This window comes from Paenibacillus sp. 32352, assembly GCF_002042965.1.
Lineage (GTDB): Bacteria > Bacillota > Bacilli > Paenibacillales > NBRC-103111 > Paenibacillus_S > Paenibacillus_S vulneris.
On the sequence record NZ_MZNT01000015.1, the window covers coordinates 48901 to 64524 of the forward strand.

Annotated in this window: 13 protein-coding genes; 10 read left to right on the plus strand and 3 right to left on the minus strand. The window is 52.6% G+C overall.

The genetic code is table 11. The features are described 5' to 3' along the window. The first annotated feature begins 99 nt into the window (after positions 1-99). From B1728_RS37280 to B1728_RS28490, 3 genes are all read left to right on the plus strand, one after another. Positions 100-417 (plus strand): class I SAM-dependent methyltransferase, encoded by a 318-nt coding sequence (locus tag B1728_RS37280; protein WP_306293557.1) that lies wholly within the window; start codon positions 100-102, stop codon positions 415-417. Next, a complete protein-coding gene (locus B1728_RS37285; protein WP_306293558.1) occupies positions 398-919 on the plus strand; it encodes a class I SAM-dependent methyltransferase in 522 nt (173 codons plus the stop codon). Before B1728_RS37280 ends, B1728_RS37285 begins: the two co-directional genes overlap by 20 nt. Before the next feature lie 413 nt (positions 920-1332). Then, the gene (locus B1728_RS28490; RefSeq protein WP_079913824.1) at positions 1333-3897 is read left to right on the plus strand and encodes a hypothetical protein; all 2565 of its coding nucleotides are present in this window, start codon (positions 1333-1335) and stop codon (positions 3895-3897) included. Between the two features lie 22 nt (positions 3898-3919). On the opposite strand, the gene B1728_RS28495 is transcribed toward B1728_RS28490, so the two are convergent. Beyond that, positions 3920-5866 (minus strand): ABC transporter ATP-binding protein, encoded by a 1947-nt coding sequence (locus B1728_RS28495; protein ID WP_079913825.1) that lies wholly within the window; start codon positions 5864-5866, stop codon positions 3920-3922. A gap of 661 nt (positions 5867-6527) precedes the next feature. On the opposite strand from B1728_RS28495, the gene B1728_RS28500 reads away from it, so the two are divergent. Beyond that, on the plus strand, positions 6528-9140 hold the full coding sequence (locus B1728_RS28500) for an Ig-like domain-containing protein (RefSeq protein WP_079913826.1): 2613 nt from the start codon (positions 6528-6530) through the stop codon (positions 9138-9140). Between the two features lie 100 nt (positions 9141-9240). Here B1728_RS28500 and B1728_RS28505 read toward each other — a convergent pair whose 3' ends face one another. Beyond that, positions 9241-9699, minus strand: coding sequence for a hypothetical protein (locus B1728_RS28505; protein ID WP_079913827.1), 459 nt, complete (start codon positions 9697-9699; stop codon positions 9241-9243). 323 nt (positions 9700-10022) lie between these two features. Further along, positions 10023-11105: a hypothetical protein gene (locus B1728_RS28510; protein WP_079913828.1), complete on the minus strand. Its 1083-nt coding sequence runs from the start codon at positions 11103-11105 to the stop codon at positions 10023-10025. 267 nt (positions 11106-11372) lie between these two features. Between B1728_RS28510 and B1728_RS28515 the strand changes: the two genes are divergently transcribed. The 6 genes from B1728_RS28515 (at position 11373) to B1728_RS28540 (ending at position 15604) form a co-directional block, all read left to right on the plus strand. After that, a complete protein-coding gene (locus tag B1728_RS28515; RefSeq protein WP_079913829.1) occupies positions 11373-12251 on the plus strand; it encodes an endonuclease/exonuclease/phosphatase family protein in 879 nt (292 codons plus the stop codon). 363 nt (positions 12252-12614) lie between these two features. Next, positions 12615-13253: a 5-formyltetrahydrofolate cyclo-ligase gene (locus tag B1728_RS28520; RefSeq protein WP_079913830.1), complete on the plus strand. Its 639-nt coding sequence runs from the start codon at positions 12615-12617 to the stop codon at positions 13251-13253. Beyond that, complete coding sequence (moaC, locus tag B1728_RS28525; RefSeq protein ID WP_079913831.1) at positions 13250-13744, plus strand: cyclic pyranopterin monophosphate synthase MoaC; 495 nt, start codon at positions 13250-13252, stop codon at positions 13742-13744. The genes B1728_RS28520 and moaC overlap by 4 nt, the downstream gene beginning before the upstream one ends. Positions 13745-13785: 41 nt before the next feature. Further along, a complete protein-coding gene (gene mog, locus B1728_RS28530) occupies positions 13786-14286 on the plus strand; it encodes a molybdopterin adenylyltransferase (RefSeq protein ID WP_079913832.1) in 501 nt (166 codons plus the stop codon). Next, positions 14276-15271 carry a molybdopterin-binding protein gene (locus tag B1728_RS28535; RefSeq protein ID WP_079913833.1) on the plus strand — a complete coding sequence of 332 codons (996 nt, stop codon included), beginning with the start codon at positions 14276-14278 and terminating at the stop codon, positions 15269-15271. The genes mog and B1728_RS28535 overlap by 11 nt, the downstream gene beginning before the upstream one ends. 42 nt (positions 15272-15313) lie before the next feature. After that, positions 15314-15604 (plus strand): Sec-independent protein translocase subunit TatA/TatB, encoded by a 291-nt coding sequence (locus B1728_RS28540; protein WP_079913834.1) that lies wholly within the window; start codon positions 15314-15316, stop codon positions 15602-15604. The last annotated feature ends 20 nt before the right edge of the window (positions 15605-15624 follow it).

Below are 15624 nucleotides of genomic sequence, written 5' to 3' on the forward strand. Positions count from 1 at the left end.
CCTCAGTTAACCGATAAGTGGAGCACCTAATGTATTTTTTTTGCATCCAGACTCTCCAAAGGAAGCTTTCCCTCACCAAGTCCGGAAAAGGAGTGAGACATGATGAATCGTGTCGTTCAGTATTATGAGTCATTTGATGAGTGGGGCCGTTTGGACCGCGAGCCGATTGAATTTTGGATCAACTGGCATTTCATACGGAGGTATCTTCCCCAGGAAGGGCACGTATTAGATAATGGAGCCGGTCCCGGCAAATATGCGATGAAGCTGGCGGAGGCCGGTTACCGGGTTACGCTAACGGATTTAACGGTCAAACTGGTCGAAGCGGCCAGGATGAAGGCGGCGGAGTCAGGCCTCGCCGAACGGTTCGAAGGCCTTCTATACAGCCAATGCGGTATCGTTGCACCAACTGAAGGATAGCAGCTTCGACGCCTCCCTCATGCTTGGACCGTTATACCATTTGCAGCAGGAGCAGGACCGGATAGCCGCCGTGAAGGAGCTGTACCGGGTAACCAAGCCTGGCGGGATCATTTTTGTCGCCTTCATGCCTAGGGTGAGGCATTTGCTGACCTCCCTGATGGCGCCTCAGCACTGGAAGCCTAATGATACGGCGGATAACCTCATTCGATTTATGGAGCAAGGCACGTTCGATCATCAGGATGGAAAGCGGTTTACCGGGGCGTACTATTATCCGATTGAGGATATCCAGCCCTTTATGGAGACACATGGCTTCGAGACGATAAAAATGATCGGTTCCTCCAATATAGCTTCCTTGCTTCAACCGGAGCAGTGGGATTATTGGCGAAGCAGAGGCGAAGAGGAATTCTCGAAAGTGCTGGATTTGATAAAGCAGACCGCGGAAAATCCCTACATATTGGGGGTTTCACCGCACCTGCTCTATATCGGAAAACGACGGGAGTAGACAACTGAAACTATAAAGCTGAATAGAGTACATCTACAGGCTGTGGATAATAGTTATCCACAGCCTCTGTGTATAATGTGCATAAGTTTGTAAAGGTGCGGTAAATCAACGTTCATTATACCCAAAGGAAAGGAATGAACGTGGATAAACTATGAACAGCCAACTTGTGGATAATGTGGATATCCTTGTGGATACCACAGGAAAACGTTGGTTTTCTAGGGAAAAATGATTTCTGTTGTTGTGAATAAGCTTGTGGATAGGTTGAATTGCGAGCGGAAATATGCACAGTCTGGATAGAAAGGAGGAAATTGGGGGAATGTACTTGGATAAGCAGGATAACGTCTGGGGACTGTTGTTGCCCTCAGCAAGGCTGATGGCTGCGGAGACTATTCATGGAAAAAGGAGATTGCTGCATGAATCCACAGTGGATAACTCGTATCATTCTTGCTTTGAGCATGTGCCTGTTACCGTTCGGACAAGCTGCCGCCGGGGCAGAACCTTCGTTGTCCTTATCTCAAGCGTACCCTTCATCCGATCAGGCAGTTCATAAAAAAGTATGGATTCTTTCTGTCCCTGGTCTTTCATTCGTGGAGCTTTCGCCTGCCTGGAATGGGGCTCTGCCTTCTTTGATGCGTCTCCATAAAGGGGCTCATTGGGGCTCGCTGAACATTCGGACTCCGGGAAAAGGACTGGAGGATGTGTATTTGTCGATAGGTGCGGGTCATTTCGCCGAAGGAGGGCCGGGGGTGCAGGGCTTGCAGCGCAGCGAGCTGATATATGGCCAGGAGGCAGCCCAATGGATTCAGCGGCTTACCGGCCGTCCATCCGAAAGTGCTATCCTCGTGAAGGATGCCGAAGTCATGCGCAGAATGAATGCAACGAATTATTATCGGGCTGCTCCGGGAACACTCGGGCAGAAGCTGGAAGCGGCAGGCGTACAAGTAAGTGTATGGGGCAACGCGGATCGTGCAAGACCGGCAGGAGGATGGAACGCCGACTCGAATCGTACGCTTCGCCGGTACGCCCCGCTAATGCTGATGAATGACATGAATGAAGTAGCCCATGGGGATGTCAGCGGCGGTCAGCTGAATGACCCCTACTGGCCTGCAGGGCTGCGGACCGATACCCGATGGATGCTGGATAGATGGCGCGAGCAGCCTGCATCATCCGTTACCTTAATGGAAATAGGGGACCTTGCAAGGCTGTACGATGAGAAAGGAGCCTATTCCAGGGCGGCGTTTGAACGAATGAAGCTGGCGGTTTTATCGGAGCTGGACCGCTTTGTTGGCGAAGCTGTTCGAATGATAAATCAAGCACCGGCATCCGAGCACAACGAGCTGTGGCTGTTTAGTCCGCAAGTCAATGCGGATGCGGTGAGAGCCAAAGCCTACTTGGCTCCGTTATTGATGTATGCTCCGTCGGTCCAAGCGGAAGAAGCCCTGCTGACTTCGGCTACCACACGCCGATCGGGGATCGTTTCCTTGATTGATCTGGCTCCCACGCTACTGGAGAGATTCGGAATCGAAAAGCCCGAAGCGATGCTGGGGCTGCCGATACATTCCGAACGGAAGGAGGAGGCGCTTCCGGCGCTGTTTCAGCAGGTACGCAGCATGCAGAGTGTTTACGCCTTAAGGCCTCCGCTCTTATATGGCCTCGCTATATATGAGATCGCCGTGATGCTAGCCGTACTGGCCGCGGTCATGTTCGGGAGCAGATTGATGGGGAGAAGATCTGTGGTGGTGTGCATCGGCTTGCTGTTTTCACTGCTGCTGGCGCCTGCCGGGTTATTATCTATGGGATGGCTGCCAAGCGAGCTTCCTGTTTTCAGCACTATACTGGCATTGGGCTCTGTACTTGCCATCAGCGTGTGCTGCGCGTATTATGCCGCTTCCAAGCCGGGGAGGACCGTGGTCTGCCTGGCAGGGATAGGCATCGTGGTCACGCTGCTGCTGCTGTACGACGGCATGCACGGGGCTAAGGCGATGCAGAGGTCGGTCCTTGGTTATGATCCGATGATCGGTGCCCGGTATTACGGGATGGGCAACGAGTGTATGGGGGTGCTGCTTGGGGCTTCCCTGCTTGGACTTACCGCCATGCAGCAATCGTTGCGGTTAGGAAAACGCCGCTCCGCCAGAACGGGGAAGGGAGGCATGGACTCTGCCGCCCCGCCGGCGGCTTCGTCCGGGGCCTTGCCGACGGATGCCTACGCCGCCGCGCTGCTGCACGGCCCGGCCGCCGAGCCCGCCGCCGTGACGGCCTGGCGCCTGCCGCCGGCAGGCCGGCTCGCGCCGCTGCTTCGCGCCGGCAGCGGGTTGGCCGCACGCGCGGCTGCAGCCCCGGGCGCGCTGCGCGGCAGCCGCCTTGCGGCCCGCGCCGGTGCCGCGTGGCGCACCTGGCCGGCAGCGGCCGTCGGCGCCGCCGTCGCCGGCTACCTCGCGGCGCCGACGCTCGGCACCAACGCCGGCGGAGCGCTGTCCGCGGCGGTGGCCTTCGGCGCGCTCGGCGCGCGCCTGGCCGGCGGGCGCCGCTGGGTGCGCGCGGTGCCCGCCCTTGCGCTGCTGCTGGCGGCAGCGCTCGCCGGCCTGTGGCTGCTGAACGCCAGCGCAGCCATGGTCGGCTCAGCCGATAAGCAGAGCCATATCGGCCGCGCCTTTCACACGCTGCTCCAGGGACGCTTCGATCTGATCGGCGTCATCATCATGCGCAAGCTGGAGATGAATTGGCATCTGATCGGCGTCTCCGCCTGGAGCAAGGTGCTGCTCACCAGCCTGATCGTCATGGCGGTGCTCGTGCTTCGGCCGCGCGGGCTGTTCCGCCGCTGGCAAAGGCGCTACCCGTACATCATGTACGGGTGCGCGGCCAATGTCATCGGCGCCATTGCGGCGCTGCTGCTCAATGATTCCGGCATCGTCGCCGCGGCAACGATGATTGTCTACAGCAGCATTCCATTGCTGCTCCTAAAACTAGAGGGCGTCTGAATACACAGACGCCCTCGTTCTATTATTCCGCCAATTGCTCCCACTGCTCGTAGCAGTCGGCCAATTCGGCTTTTTTCTGTTCGATCGTTTCGTTTTTTTGCTGCACAAGCACATAGTCGTTGTACACTTCCGGCAGCGCCAGCTCCTCCTCAAGCTGAGCCAGCTCTTCCTCCAGCTTGGCGATCGTTTGCTCGAGCTGCTCCAGCTTGCGCTGCTTGGTGCGTTCCTCACGCTTGGCCGCTTTGTTGGCTTCGTAGCTGTTATCCGGAGCGGCTGGGGCAGAAGATGACTTGCTGCCGGCGCCTTTTTGCTTGGCTGCTTCCGCCGCCTGCCGCTGCTGTTCCATTTCGGCAAGCTCCTGCTTTTTCTCCACATAATCATCGTAGTTGCCCAAATACGTGGTGACGCCGTCGCTTTTCAGCTCCAGCATGGATTCGGCCATTTTATTCAGGAAATACCGGTCATGGGAGATGAAAAGCAGTGTGCCCTCATAATCGATAAGAGCCGATTCGAGCACTTCCTTGCTGAACAAATCCAAATGGTTGGTCGGCTCGTCAAGGATCAGCACATTGGCTTTTTGCAGCATCAGCTTGGCCAATGAGACGCGGGCCTTTTCGCCTCCGCTTAATGCAGCGATTTTTTTGAAGACGTCCTCCCCGCTGAACAGAAAGCTGCCGAGCACGGTCCGTATCCGGGCCTCCTCCAAATTCGGAAACTCGTTCCACACTTCATCGAGAACGGTGTTGTTAGGATTTAGGCCCTTTTGCTCCTGATCATAGTAGCCGATACGCACATTGGTTCCCCAGCGAATCTCTCCCTGATCCTGCTGCCGGGAACCGATCAGCGTCTTCAGCAGCGTCGATTTGCCGATACCGTTCGGTCCGATCAATGCGGCCGTGTCTCCGCGGCGAAGCTGGAACGATACATTATGCAGCAGCGGCTTGCGTCCGTCATAGGAGATGGACACGTCGCCGACTTGAAGAACCTCTTTGCCTGACGGCTGCTCCACCTCGAAGGCGAAGCTGGCACGCTTCAAATCGCCTAGCGGCTTGTCCAGCCGTTCCATTTTTTCGAGCGCTTTGCGGCGGCTTTGCGCCCGTTTGGTAGTGGAGGCGCGAACAATATTGCGCTGAACGAACTCCTCCATCTTCGAGATTTCTTCCTGCTGCTTCTCGAACTGCTTCATCTGGATTTCATACTCGGCCTGCTTCGTCTCTACGTACCGGGTATAATTGCCCGTGTATCGCTTGGACGTCGTACGCTCGATTTCGTAGATGGCATTAACGAGAGCGTCGAGAAAATAGCGGTCATGGGATACGACCAGAATCGCTCCGGAATAAGAGCGCAGATACCCTTCCAGCCAGGTGAGAGTAGGGATGTCCAAATGGTTCGTAGGCTCGTCGAGCAGCAGCAGATCAGGCGCCTGCAGCAGCATTTTCGCCAGGGCAAGCCTTGTTTTCTGTCCTCCGCTTAAGGTGTGGATTGGTGTCTCGGGAGCAAAATCCCCGAAGCCCATTCCGTGCAAAATACCGCGAATGCGCGCCTCCGCCTCATATCCGCCCTGCTCCTTAAACCATTCCGATAAGGCTGCGTACCGTTTCATCGTTTCTTCCGTCTGCTTGTCGCTGGCCAATACGTCCGGATCCGCCATCATCATTTCGAGCTTGCGAAGCTCCTGCTCCGCTTCCTCCAAATGGGCAAACACGCTCTTCATTTCATCCCATATCGAACGGTCCGATACGAGCCCGCTGTTTTGCTTCAGATATCCGATTTTCGTTTCCTTAGCCTTGAAAATATCTCCTGAATCATACGACATTTCTCCCGCAATAATTTGCAGCAGCGTCGATTTGCCCGCGCCGTTCACGCCGACCAGCCCGATCCGTTCCCTGGCCTCGATTTGCAGCGATATATTGGAAAGCACGGTATTAATCCCGTAGCTTTTGGTAATGCCCGATACTTGCAGCAGCATGATTAGCCTCCTATTGGTTGTGCGCTCCTTCGCGCCCGACGTGCTTACAATCGGATAAAACTGGTTTATCTTACGTAAGCTCCGGTTATAGTCTCATCACCTTAGTGTAACATGTTCCCGGCAAATTTTCAGCCCGCCCCGTAAGAAAGCATCTGATAGAGCCTATTCTATCGATTTTTATAGAATAACAGGCTTTGATCTCCCAAATCAGGTCAATTATACACAGGTTTATGCACAAATTAACAATCCTCAAGCAAAGTCTGTGTATAGATTCAGTTATACCTATCAACATATCCACAGGCCGGTTTATCCACATGAGGAGGCAAAGGACCTCAAACGTTCAGTATTCTTTCAGGTAAAAAAACTAAAGTTTTTGATGCTTTTTGTCGATAAACTAGATGTACTGTACCGATAAGGTATATTCGTCCGCCCGGGTCAGGTACGATGTCCCTGCATAGTGCTTAGATGGCGTTGTATGCCGGAGGAGAAGACTATCACCTAAAAGGAGGACTGCGGTGCAAGAACGAATGACGGCGCAAGCTTAAGTCATAGTCGATATCGATAGCGTATCGGCTTTTTGAACAGCAAGAGTCACTTGAAGCAGGATTCTATTACCGTAGGATGCTGTCCAATAAAAGTACATAGAGTAGGAGATGAAACAATGCGTTTGCGGGCAACAAGACTTTGTATTCTGTTCCTTATTTTAAGTCTCGTGTCGAGCAGCTTCGGCGTGATGAGCGCTATGGCGGCTACCCAGGAAATATCCAACCTCGTCTTGAATAAAAACGAGCTTCAATTGGAAGTAGGAGAAACCGCGTCGTTGACGGCTACCGCCGTGTATGTGAACGGAGCTACCGAGAACGTGACGATCAAGGCCGATTGGACCTCTAACCCGGCTCCGGAAGCCAAGGGCGTCGCATCCGTCTATGCGGGCGTTGTAACCGCCAAGGCGGAAGGTACGACGACGGTGACGGCCAGCTACATGGATAAAACCGTCATTGTCAATGTTACGGTTATCAAGCATGTGCGTTCCCTCGTGAAGGATAAGCAGAAGATTGAAATGCGCAAAAACGGCGAGGAGCAAATCAACCTGACTGCTTATTATGATGACGGCAAGAAGGAGGATGTTACCTCCAAGGCAGAGTGGAGCGTAGATAAAGATGACGTGGCCACTGTAGTCGACGGTAAAGTGACGGGGCAAAACTCCGGTACGGCTATCGTGACCGCCAAATACAATAATCAAACCGTATCCATCCCGGTCAGCGTAGAAATCGCAAAAAGGGTCGATCCTAGTAAATCGCAAATCTCCCTGTTATTGAACAAATCGGAACCGGTCATCTTGTACGCGACTTATCCGGACGGCAGCAGCAAGGTCGATGTAACGAACCTGGCGGAGTGGGAATCCGATAATCCTGCGGTTGCGGACGTGCTTAAAGGGGAAATTACTGCCTACGGTCCTGGTCAAGCGACCATTACAGGAACCTATGGAACGAAATCGGCTACGATTAAAGTCGATGTAGATAACGCAGTGAAGCTGGATCTGGGTACCGAGAATGTCTATATGAAGAAAAACGGTACGGAGCAATTGACGCTGACGGCCTCTTACGCGGATGGAGATCCGGAAAACATTACGGACCGCGCAGAGTGGACTTCCAGCAATGACGCTGTAGTCAGTGTTGTAAAGGGGAAATTGTTCGCTAATGCTATCGGTGAAGTGACGATTACGGCCAAATACGGCAACAAAACCGTTTCTACGGTGGTGGATGTAGAAGTGCCGAGACGACTGGAAGCCGAGCAGGATACGATGTTCCTCAACACCGGGAAGGAAGAAACCATCGTTCTCTGGGCTACTTATTTGGATAACACCAAAGAAGACGTCGCCAAGCAAGCGAAATGGTCTGTAGATAATGAAGCCATCGTGAAAGTAAACGAAGGCAAAGTCACCGCTTATAAAGCCGGAGAAGCAACGATTACGGCAACCTACGCTGAGAAAAGCGTAACGATTAAGGTGTCTGTCGATATTCCGAATGTGATTAAGCCGGTTAAGAAAAGCGTAAGCTTCCAGGTCGGTGGCTACGAAAAGGTGACCTTGAACGCTATTTATAATGATGGTAAGACTGTAGATATTACAGAACAAGCGGAATGGTCGACCAGCGCTCCCGAGATCGCTGAGGTCCGCAAAGGCGTTATTACCGGCGTAGGAACCGGTGCAGCGACGGTGACGGCCAAATACGGTACCAGAACCGCCACGGTTCAAGTCTCCGTCGGTGTCCTGAAAAGCTTGACGGCAACCGGAGACACGAATGTGACCCTGAAAAAAGGCGACAAAAAGGAACTGAACCTGACGGCAACCTATACAGACGGCACAACGCCGGATAATCTTAAAAAAGACGCCGTATGGACAACCTCCAATGCGAAGGTAGTTACGGTAGAAGAGGGTATCGTTACGGCTGTAGGCTCCGGTGAGGCTACCGTAACGGCATCGTTCGAGAGCAAGGCGGTTACGTTCAACATTCAAGTCGATATGGCGGACAAGCTGACTGCCAAGCCGTCATTCATTAATTTTGATTTGGGTGAGACCAAAACCATTACCTTAAGCGCTACGGATTCCAACGGAAATGCAGTAGATGTAACCTCCCAGGCGGAATGGGCATCCAACAATCAGCAGGTTGCAACCGTAGAGAACGGTGTGGTAACTCCGGTTTCGAGAGGGAAAGCGACGATTACGGCTAAATACGGCGGCAAGTCGGTATCCATCGCGGTGGAAATCGGTGTCGTTCAGGCGCTGGAAGTGGACAAACGCTACGTGTCTACGAAGAGCGGTTCCTCCGTACAGATCGTCTTGACGGCGACGCTTTCGGATGACAGCAAGAAGGACGTATCCGATGTTGCTCAATGGAAGTCCAACAATTATAAAATCGCGGATGTCAACGGTGGCTTGATCACCGGCGTGTCTGCGGGCAGTGCCACTATTTCGGCATCGTTCGGCGGCAAGAGCGTGGCTATTCCTGTTGAGATTGACAAGCTGAAATACTTGAAGACCGACGTGGTTACGGTCGAGCTCAGAGCGGGCTCCACTGCAGAGGTTAAAGCAACGGCAACCTTCGAGGATCTGGCGGAAGAGGATGTTACGATTCCGGCACTGTGGACATCTTCCAATATTCGCGTTGCGGATGTAAAGGACGGCATCATTAAAGCAACAGGCAAAGGGAAGGCGACTATTACTGTTGCTTATGCCAAAAAGAAAACGACAGTGTACGTCATCGTTAATTAATTCGCAAATAGCACTCATACGTAATGCAAAAGGATCCGCGCAGGCGGATCCTTTTGTATGTACAACAGCCTTTCGTTATGGTTTCAGAAAAAAGCCTACGTTACTTGGTCTTGGATTGGAGCAGTTCTACGAGCTGCTGACCGATCTCTTTACCTCCGCCTGGACCGCCGTTTCTAGGCTGCTTGTCTTTATTGTCCTGCCCGTTGACTGCAGCATCCGATTTTTGCTGTTCTCTTTGCTGACGGGCTTCCTCCATTTGCTTCTTCTGATCCTCGGTGAGGGCTTGCTTTTGCTTGGTATCGCTGCTGCTGCCATTCGAATTACCTTGCCTCATAGGCGTGCGAGCAGCCGCGTCATCGATGAATTTCTTTTGCTCTGCGGTCAGCTTCTCAAGCAGCTTGTTCTGATTGTCGGTGCTCATTTCCCCCTTGGTAATGCTTTCCTGCACGACAGGAAGCATTTGAGCCGCCTGATCCTTCGTGATGGCGAGTCCCTCTTGCTTATCCATTTGAACCAACGAGGAGAAGGTCATCATCATTTGGCGTTGGCTTTGGTTCATTGCCGGCCGCTGCTGCTTATCTTGGGAGGCTTGATTCGCATCCTGCTTTTGTTCCTGCTGGGCTGGATTGGTGCTTCAACCGGCGGCATTCGCCGTGTTGTTGGCCTGCCCGTTTGAAGCGGTGCCGCACCCGCTCAAAATCACCGCAAGCAGCGCGCAAGTCCCTAGAACGTGTTTGTATTTCACATCATTTCTTCCTTTCGCCTTTATAATCCGAATCAGTTTGTTTTTCCGGCACAGTAAGGAGAGCCGCCTCCAATAGGCAGCTCTCGCTATATGAAAGTTATAGAAGGAAAATGCTGCTCCTCCTCACAGGATCGCTATTATTGGGAGACCTCTGCAGAAGAAGTGGTCGTTGCCGGGCTCTTTTTCTCCCTAGGCTGCTTCCCTTTGCTTTCGACAAATTGCTTAATCGAATCTGTCATGTTGTCTTTAATTTGGGTTACGAGCTGGTCTTCTGTGATGCCCTTGGATTGGGCGATCTCAACCAGGGAGCTGCCCGCCTGCAGCTGCTTGGTCAGCTCTTCTTTGGTGATTCCGAGGATTTTGGCCAATGTGTCATAATTGCCGAAGGCTCCGCCAAAATGCTCAGGTCTGTTGAACCCGCCGCCCATAGGACCTTGCTTTTGAGTATTTTCAATGACTTTCTTCAAGCGATCGGACAGACCGGATTTTTGCTTGTCGGCTTGCTCTTGAGTCAGCTTCCCGGAAGTCACAGCTGCATCGATTGAGGTCGTTTCGGCTGCCACCAATTTTTGCAGGAAATCGTCCTCGCTTAAGCCCGCTTTATCCTGAGCGATTTGCACCCAAGTTTTGCCCTGCTTTAATTCGTCCTGGATAACGCTTTGCTCAACTCCCAGAATAGTGGCCGCTTGCTGCAGGATATTGCCGCCGCGTCCCAGCCCTTTGTCATCTTGAGGCCCTTTACCGAAGCCAGTATTCGTAATTTCTTTGGTCAAGCGATCGGTAAGATTCGTCTTTTGCTTGTCGGCTTGTTCTTGGGTCAGCTTGCCGGAGGTGACGGCTGCGTCGATAGCGGTTGTTTCAGCAGCGACCAGCTTTTGCAGGAAATCGTCCTGGCTTAAACCGGCTTTGTCTTGAGCGATTTGAGCCAGAGTCTTGCCTTGCTTCAGCTCATCCATAATGACGCTTTGCTCGACACCCAGCACGGTTGCCGCTTCCTTCAGCACACTGCCGCCGCCGAAACCTCGACGATCGCCGCGTCCTTCCATTCCTTTTTTGAAGAAGCCTGATTTATCTTGTTTAACAGTGGAATCGGAGTTATTTTGAACGGCCGAGCTTGTATCCTGTGCGTTAGCTTGAGTAAGTACTGTGGTCAATCCGCCGCCAAGCAGGAATCCCGCTGCGATTGTGCCTGTAAGTATTTTTTTGCCGATTTGCTTCATACGTTTCTCCACCTTTATGAATGATTTTCCTTACACTTTGAAGTATAGGTCTTATTTATGAAAAACCTATGAAGCTTAGCTTAACCTCTCATTAATGTTAGCTGAAAGTGCGCTGAAAGAAATTTTCCATCCGTTTCCGTGTATACAAACTCAAAACCGGTATCGTATGCTCGAGCAGTAGGGTTAAAGTAGGGCCTATAAGTAGAAGTGCCGCAGCCGGGCAGAAGAATTCGCTTTGGCTTGTCTATAGAAATCGGGGTGAATATCATGCAGCTGCAGACCAACCTACAGCGGAGTACAGGAAGGAACCGTTTCAACGTAACTCTTCTAATGGTATGCTTAACCTTTGCCATAGCCTCCAGCCTGATGACGGGTGCCCTAGCTGCCCCAAAAGCCGCCGGAAGCCGTACATGGGTTCCATTTACGAATAAGCTTACTGTTATGACATTTAATATTCGCCATGCTAAAGGTTTAGATGGTCAAGTTCGTCTGCAGCCGGTTCGTGACGCCATTCAGATGGGGAATCCCGACCTTGTTGCGCTTCAGGAGGTTGACCGTTTCCAGGAGCGGAGCGGTTTTCAGGACCAAGCACAGGCGTTGGCCCGTTCATTGAAGATGACCTCGATCTATGCTCCGGCCATTCGGCAGGGCATCTCCCAATATGGGATTGCACTATTGAGCCGTTACCCGTTGAAGAATCCTCACAGCTATCCGCTTTCCGGCCAGAAGGAGCCGCGCGTTGTCTTAACGTCTGAAATCGAGCTCCAAGGAGAGCACAGCTCTGAACCGGGGCATGAAAAACAGATAGTGACCGTGGTGACCACGCATCTTGGGGTTTCCCCGGCCGATAGGGAGCAGCAGGTGCCCGAGCTGGTTCGGATTGTGAAGAAGATCCGAACTCCCATCCTCTTCATGGGCGACTTGAATATGTCCGATGACGATCCTCTTATGAAGGAACTGAATGCTTTGCTTCGCCAGGCTCCGCTGCCTCCTTCCCAGCCGACAGTGCTGCATGGAGGACAAATTGATCATATATTCACCAGCTTTCATGGAGTAACCGGTTCGCCTGCTTGGACTGAACCTACGAGGGCGTCCGATCATGTGCCTGTTATGCAGCAGGTTGTCTTCAATGATTCCCTGAAATGAAAGCCATGTTTACCTCCCGATACGCATATGCTTTAGATGAAATCCATTAAGGCGTTCAGGAGGGTGTGCAGAGGGGGCCATTCCTTTTATGCCAATGAAAATTTTAAAGGAAATGCTTCCGTAAACAAGCATAATGCGGATTATTTTCAACATGCTAAAGAAGAGGTTCATTCTGTGGACGTCCCTGCCGAGAGATTAGACCTGCATTAGCCCTTAAATGGACAAAAATGAAAAAGAAAAGCGAGGAAACGGTTCTCTTGCTTTTTTTTAATGGATAATTGTTGTAAACTGAATGAAAACGATGTTTTTTCAGCAGAAGGCAATTTCCTCACGTTTCCGACCCCATCAAAGAGAGGCCGTTACATGAATATCAAAGAATGGAAAGTAGAGCTTCGACGCCATGCGGAAGCAGAGCGAAATGCATTGTCTCCTTCGGAGCACAGCATCAAGTCGAAGCGGATTAGTGAAGCGTTGGTTCGCCGAATCGGCGAGATTATGGATTCCAGTGTCAGGCCGGGTCATCGGCCCACTTTATTTACGTATGTACCTGTTAAATCCGAGGTGGATGTGACGCCGGTAATGGAGGCCTGCTGGGCCAAACAATACCGTGTGCTTGTCCCCAAAGTGCAGCAGGAGCCCAAGCAGCTGAAGCTGTTCGAGATCTCGTCCTATGACGATTTGGAGAAGGGGTCCTGGAACATTCCCGAGCCGGTGTCAAGTGCGCCCAGGTTCCATGACGTGAAACAGATCGATGTGATTCTGGTTCCCGGTCTTGCTTTTGATTTGCAATTCGGAAGGCTGGGCTACGGCGGCGGCTTCTACGATCGCTTTATGCAGCAGTATGTACGCTCCGGATGGAGCATGCCGTACATTATTGCGGGTGCCTTTGAATTGCAAATGATTAAGGAGGTTCCGATGGGCTTGTTCGACTTCCGGCTGGACGAGCTGATTACGGAGGAACGAACGCTCCGCGCCTCCGCAACGGGAGGGGTGAAGCGATGAGTGAATCTAATCCGTTGACTCATTTTAATGAGCAGGGAAGAGCGCGAATGGTCGACATCTCCGATAAACAGGAGACAAGCCGCACTGCAACGGCAAGGACGAGCGTCACGATGAAGCCTTCTACGCTGACTTTGATCAAGGAAGGACGCATCGGTAAGGGGGACGTGCTTGCCGTGGCGCAGGTCGCGGCCATCATGGCCGCCAAGAAAACGTCGGACTGGATACCGATGTGCCACCCGTTATCCTTAACGGGGATCGACGTCCGGTTTAGCGACAACGACGATAACTGTCTCTATATCGAAGCGACCGTTAAGACGAAAGGGCTGACCGGAGTGGAGATGGAAGCGTTGACTGCCGTCTCGGCCGCCGCTTTGACCGTCTATGATATGTGTAAGGCCGCGGAGAAGGATATGGTGATAGGTCCGACCCTGCTGGTCAACAAGACCGGCGGCAAAAACGGAGATTTTTATAGAAACGATACCGACAGGTAATCACTTTACGGTACAATAAGCCCATGGAGAGGAGTAAGCTTATGCGTTGGAAAGTGGCGATTTTAACCGCAAGCGACCGAGGATCCCGGGGAGAGCGTGAAGATACGAGCGCCCAAGTCATTCGGGAGCTGATCGAAGAGGAAATTAACGGGGAAATTATTGAATACCGTGTAGTGCCGGACGAAAAGGACGAAATCATGGCCGCACTGATCGAAATGACCGATTATTTCAAGGTTGATCTTATCTTGACCACAGGCGGAACGGGCTTGGCCCCCAGGGATGTAACACCGGAAGCGACATTGGAAGTGATTGATCGCCAAGCTCCGGGATTTGCCGAGGCGATGCGAATGATCTCGATGCAAAAGACGCCTAGAGCGATGCTCTCGCGGGCGGTATCCGGGATTCGCGGAAGAACGCTGATCATTAATCTTCCAGGCAGCCCCAAGGGCGTATCGGAAAATTTGGCCGCCATCATGGATCAGCTGCCCCATGCTCTGGGTATCCTGACCGGCCGCGAAGGAGATCATGGCTATGAAGCCTGACAGCATGCTTCGTGAGGTTAGGGTAGGGGATGCCGTCGGGATGATGCTGGCGCATGATTTGACGCAGATTCTGCCCGGCGAGTTCAAGGGCCGTCTGTTCAAGAAGGGCCACGTAATCCAGGAAAGCGATATCCCGGCCCTCTTGAATATCGGCAAGGAGCACATTTATGCCATGTCATTGGAGCAAGGCTGGCTTCATGAGGATGAAGCGGCCAAGCGAATGGCCAAGGCAGCGGCGGGATGCAATGTCGTGCTGACGGAGCCCCATGAAGGGAAGGTCACGCTGAAGTCCTCTATTCATGGGTTAGCCAAGGTACACAAGCCGCTGGTCGATGCGGTGAATAGCCTGGAGCAGATTGTGATGTCCACGATCAAGACGAATAAGGTCGTACAACCGGGACAGGCGTTGGTCGGCACGCGGGTGATTCCTCTTATTATAGAAGAGGACAAAATCATAGAAGTAGAGAAGCGGGCGAGCCAGCCGTTGGTTGAGGTCAAGCCGTTTCGACCGCTCCGTGTAGGCTTGATTACTACAGGAAGTGAAGTATTTAAGGGACGGATTCAGGATAAATTCGGTCCTATTGTCAGGGAAAAAGTAGCGGCGCTCGGCTCCGAAGTGGTGGAGCAAAGGCTGGCACCGGATGATAGCGACACGATTGCCGGCGAAATCCGTTATTTTTTGGAAGAGCAAAAGGTCGATCTGATCCTTGTGACTGGCGGGATGTCCGTAGATCCGGATGACCGGACTCCGGGTGCCATTAAGCAGGCGGGAGCCCGCATAGTAAGCTATGGGACACCGATGCTTCCCGGCTCCATGCTGTTGATTGGCTACTTGGGCGAGACGGCTATTATGGGCCTTCCCGGCTGCGTGATGCATGATCCGTACACCTCGTTCGATGTTCTGCTGCCGCGTATTTGTGCGGGTGAGAACATTACGCGTGAAGATGTCGTTGAAATGGGGTACGGAGGGTTATACGGATGTTAGCTTGTTGTTTGGTCAAGATTAGAGCATGATGAAGGAGGTCCTATGAGTATTTCTCACATACTGCTTATCGCTATCGTGGCGCTGGTGTTATTCGGCCCCAAAAAGCTGCCCGAGCTCGGCAGAGCGTTAGGCAAGACGATCCGGGAATTTAAAAGCACCGCCAATGATTTGATGAGCGGATTGAACGATAGCGAACCGCAGCCACAGCCGCAGCCTCAGCGCAAAGATGTCACACCGTCCGGAACGAATCCGAGCGGCAGTCAGCAAGCAGCAACAGGCGGAACGAGCCAGCAGGAACGACCGGCCGCAGATTCGCGCAGGCTGCCGGATTAATCACTATTCACTTCACACAG

Excerpts from the sequence above, each read along its gene's own strand:
- B1728_RS28490 (WP_079913824.1), top strand. The coding sequence starts at position 1,333 with ATGAATCCACAGTGGATAACTCGTATCATTCTTGCTTTGAGCATGTGC.
- mog (WP_079913832.1), top strand. The coding sequence starts at position 13,786 with ATGCGTTGGAAAGTGGCGATTTTAACCGCAAGCGACCGAGGATCCCGG.
- B1728_RS28535 (WP_079913833.1), top strand. The coding sequence starts at position 14,276 with ATGAAGCCTGACAGCATGCTTCGTGAGGTTAGGGTAGGGGATGCCGTC.
- B1728_RS28515 (WP_079913829.1), top strand. The coding sequence starts at position 11,373 with ATGCAGCTGCAGACCAACCTACAGCGGAGTACAGGAAGGAACCGTTTC.
- B1728_RS37280 (WP_306293557.1), top strand. The coding sequence starts at position 100 with ATGATGAATCGTGTCGTTCAGTATTATGAGTCATTTGATGAGTGGGGC.
- B1728_RS28510 (WP_079913828.1), bottom strand. The coding sequence starts at position 11,105 with ATGAAGCAAATCGGCAAAAAAATACTTACAGGCACAATCGCAGCGGGA.
- B1728_RS28495 (WP_079913825.1), bottom strand. The coding sequence starts at position 5,866 with ATGCTGCTGCAAGTATCGGGCATTACCAAAAGCTACGGGATTAATACC.
- moaC (WP_079913831.1), top strand. The coding sequence starts at position 13,250 with ATGAGTGAATCTAATCCGTTGACTCATTTTAATGAGCAGGGAAGAGCG.
- B1728_RS28540 (WP_079913834.1), top strand. The coding sequence starts at position 15,314 with ATGAGTATTTCTCACATACTGCTTATCGCTATCGTGGCGCTGGTGTTA.
- B1728_RS28505 (WP_079913827.1), bottom strand. The coding sequence starts at position 9,699 with ATGAACCAAAGCCAACGCCAAATGATGATGACCTTCTCCTCGTTGGTT.
- B1728_RS28500 (WP_079913826.1), top strand. The coding sequence starts at position 6,528 with ATGCGTTTGCGGGCAACAAGACTTTGTATTCTGTTCCTTATTTTAAGT.
- B1728_RS28520 (WP_079913830.1), top strand. The coding sequence starts at position 12,615 with ATGAATATCAAAGAATGGAAAGTAGAGCTTCGACGCCATGCGGAAGCA.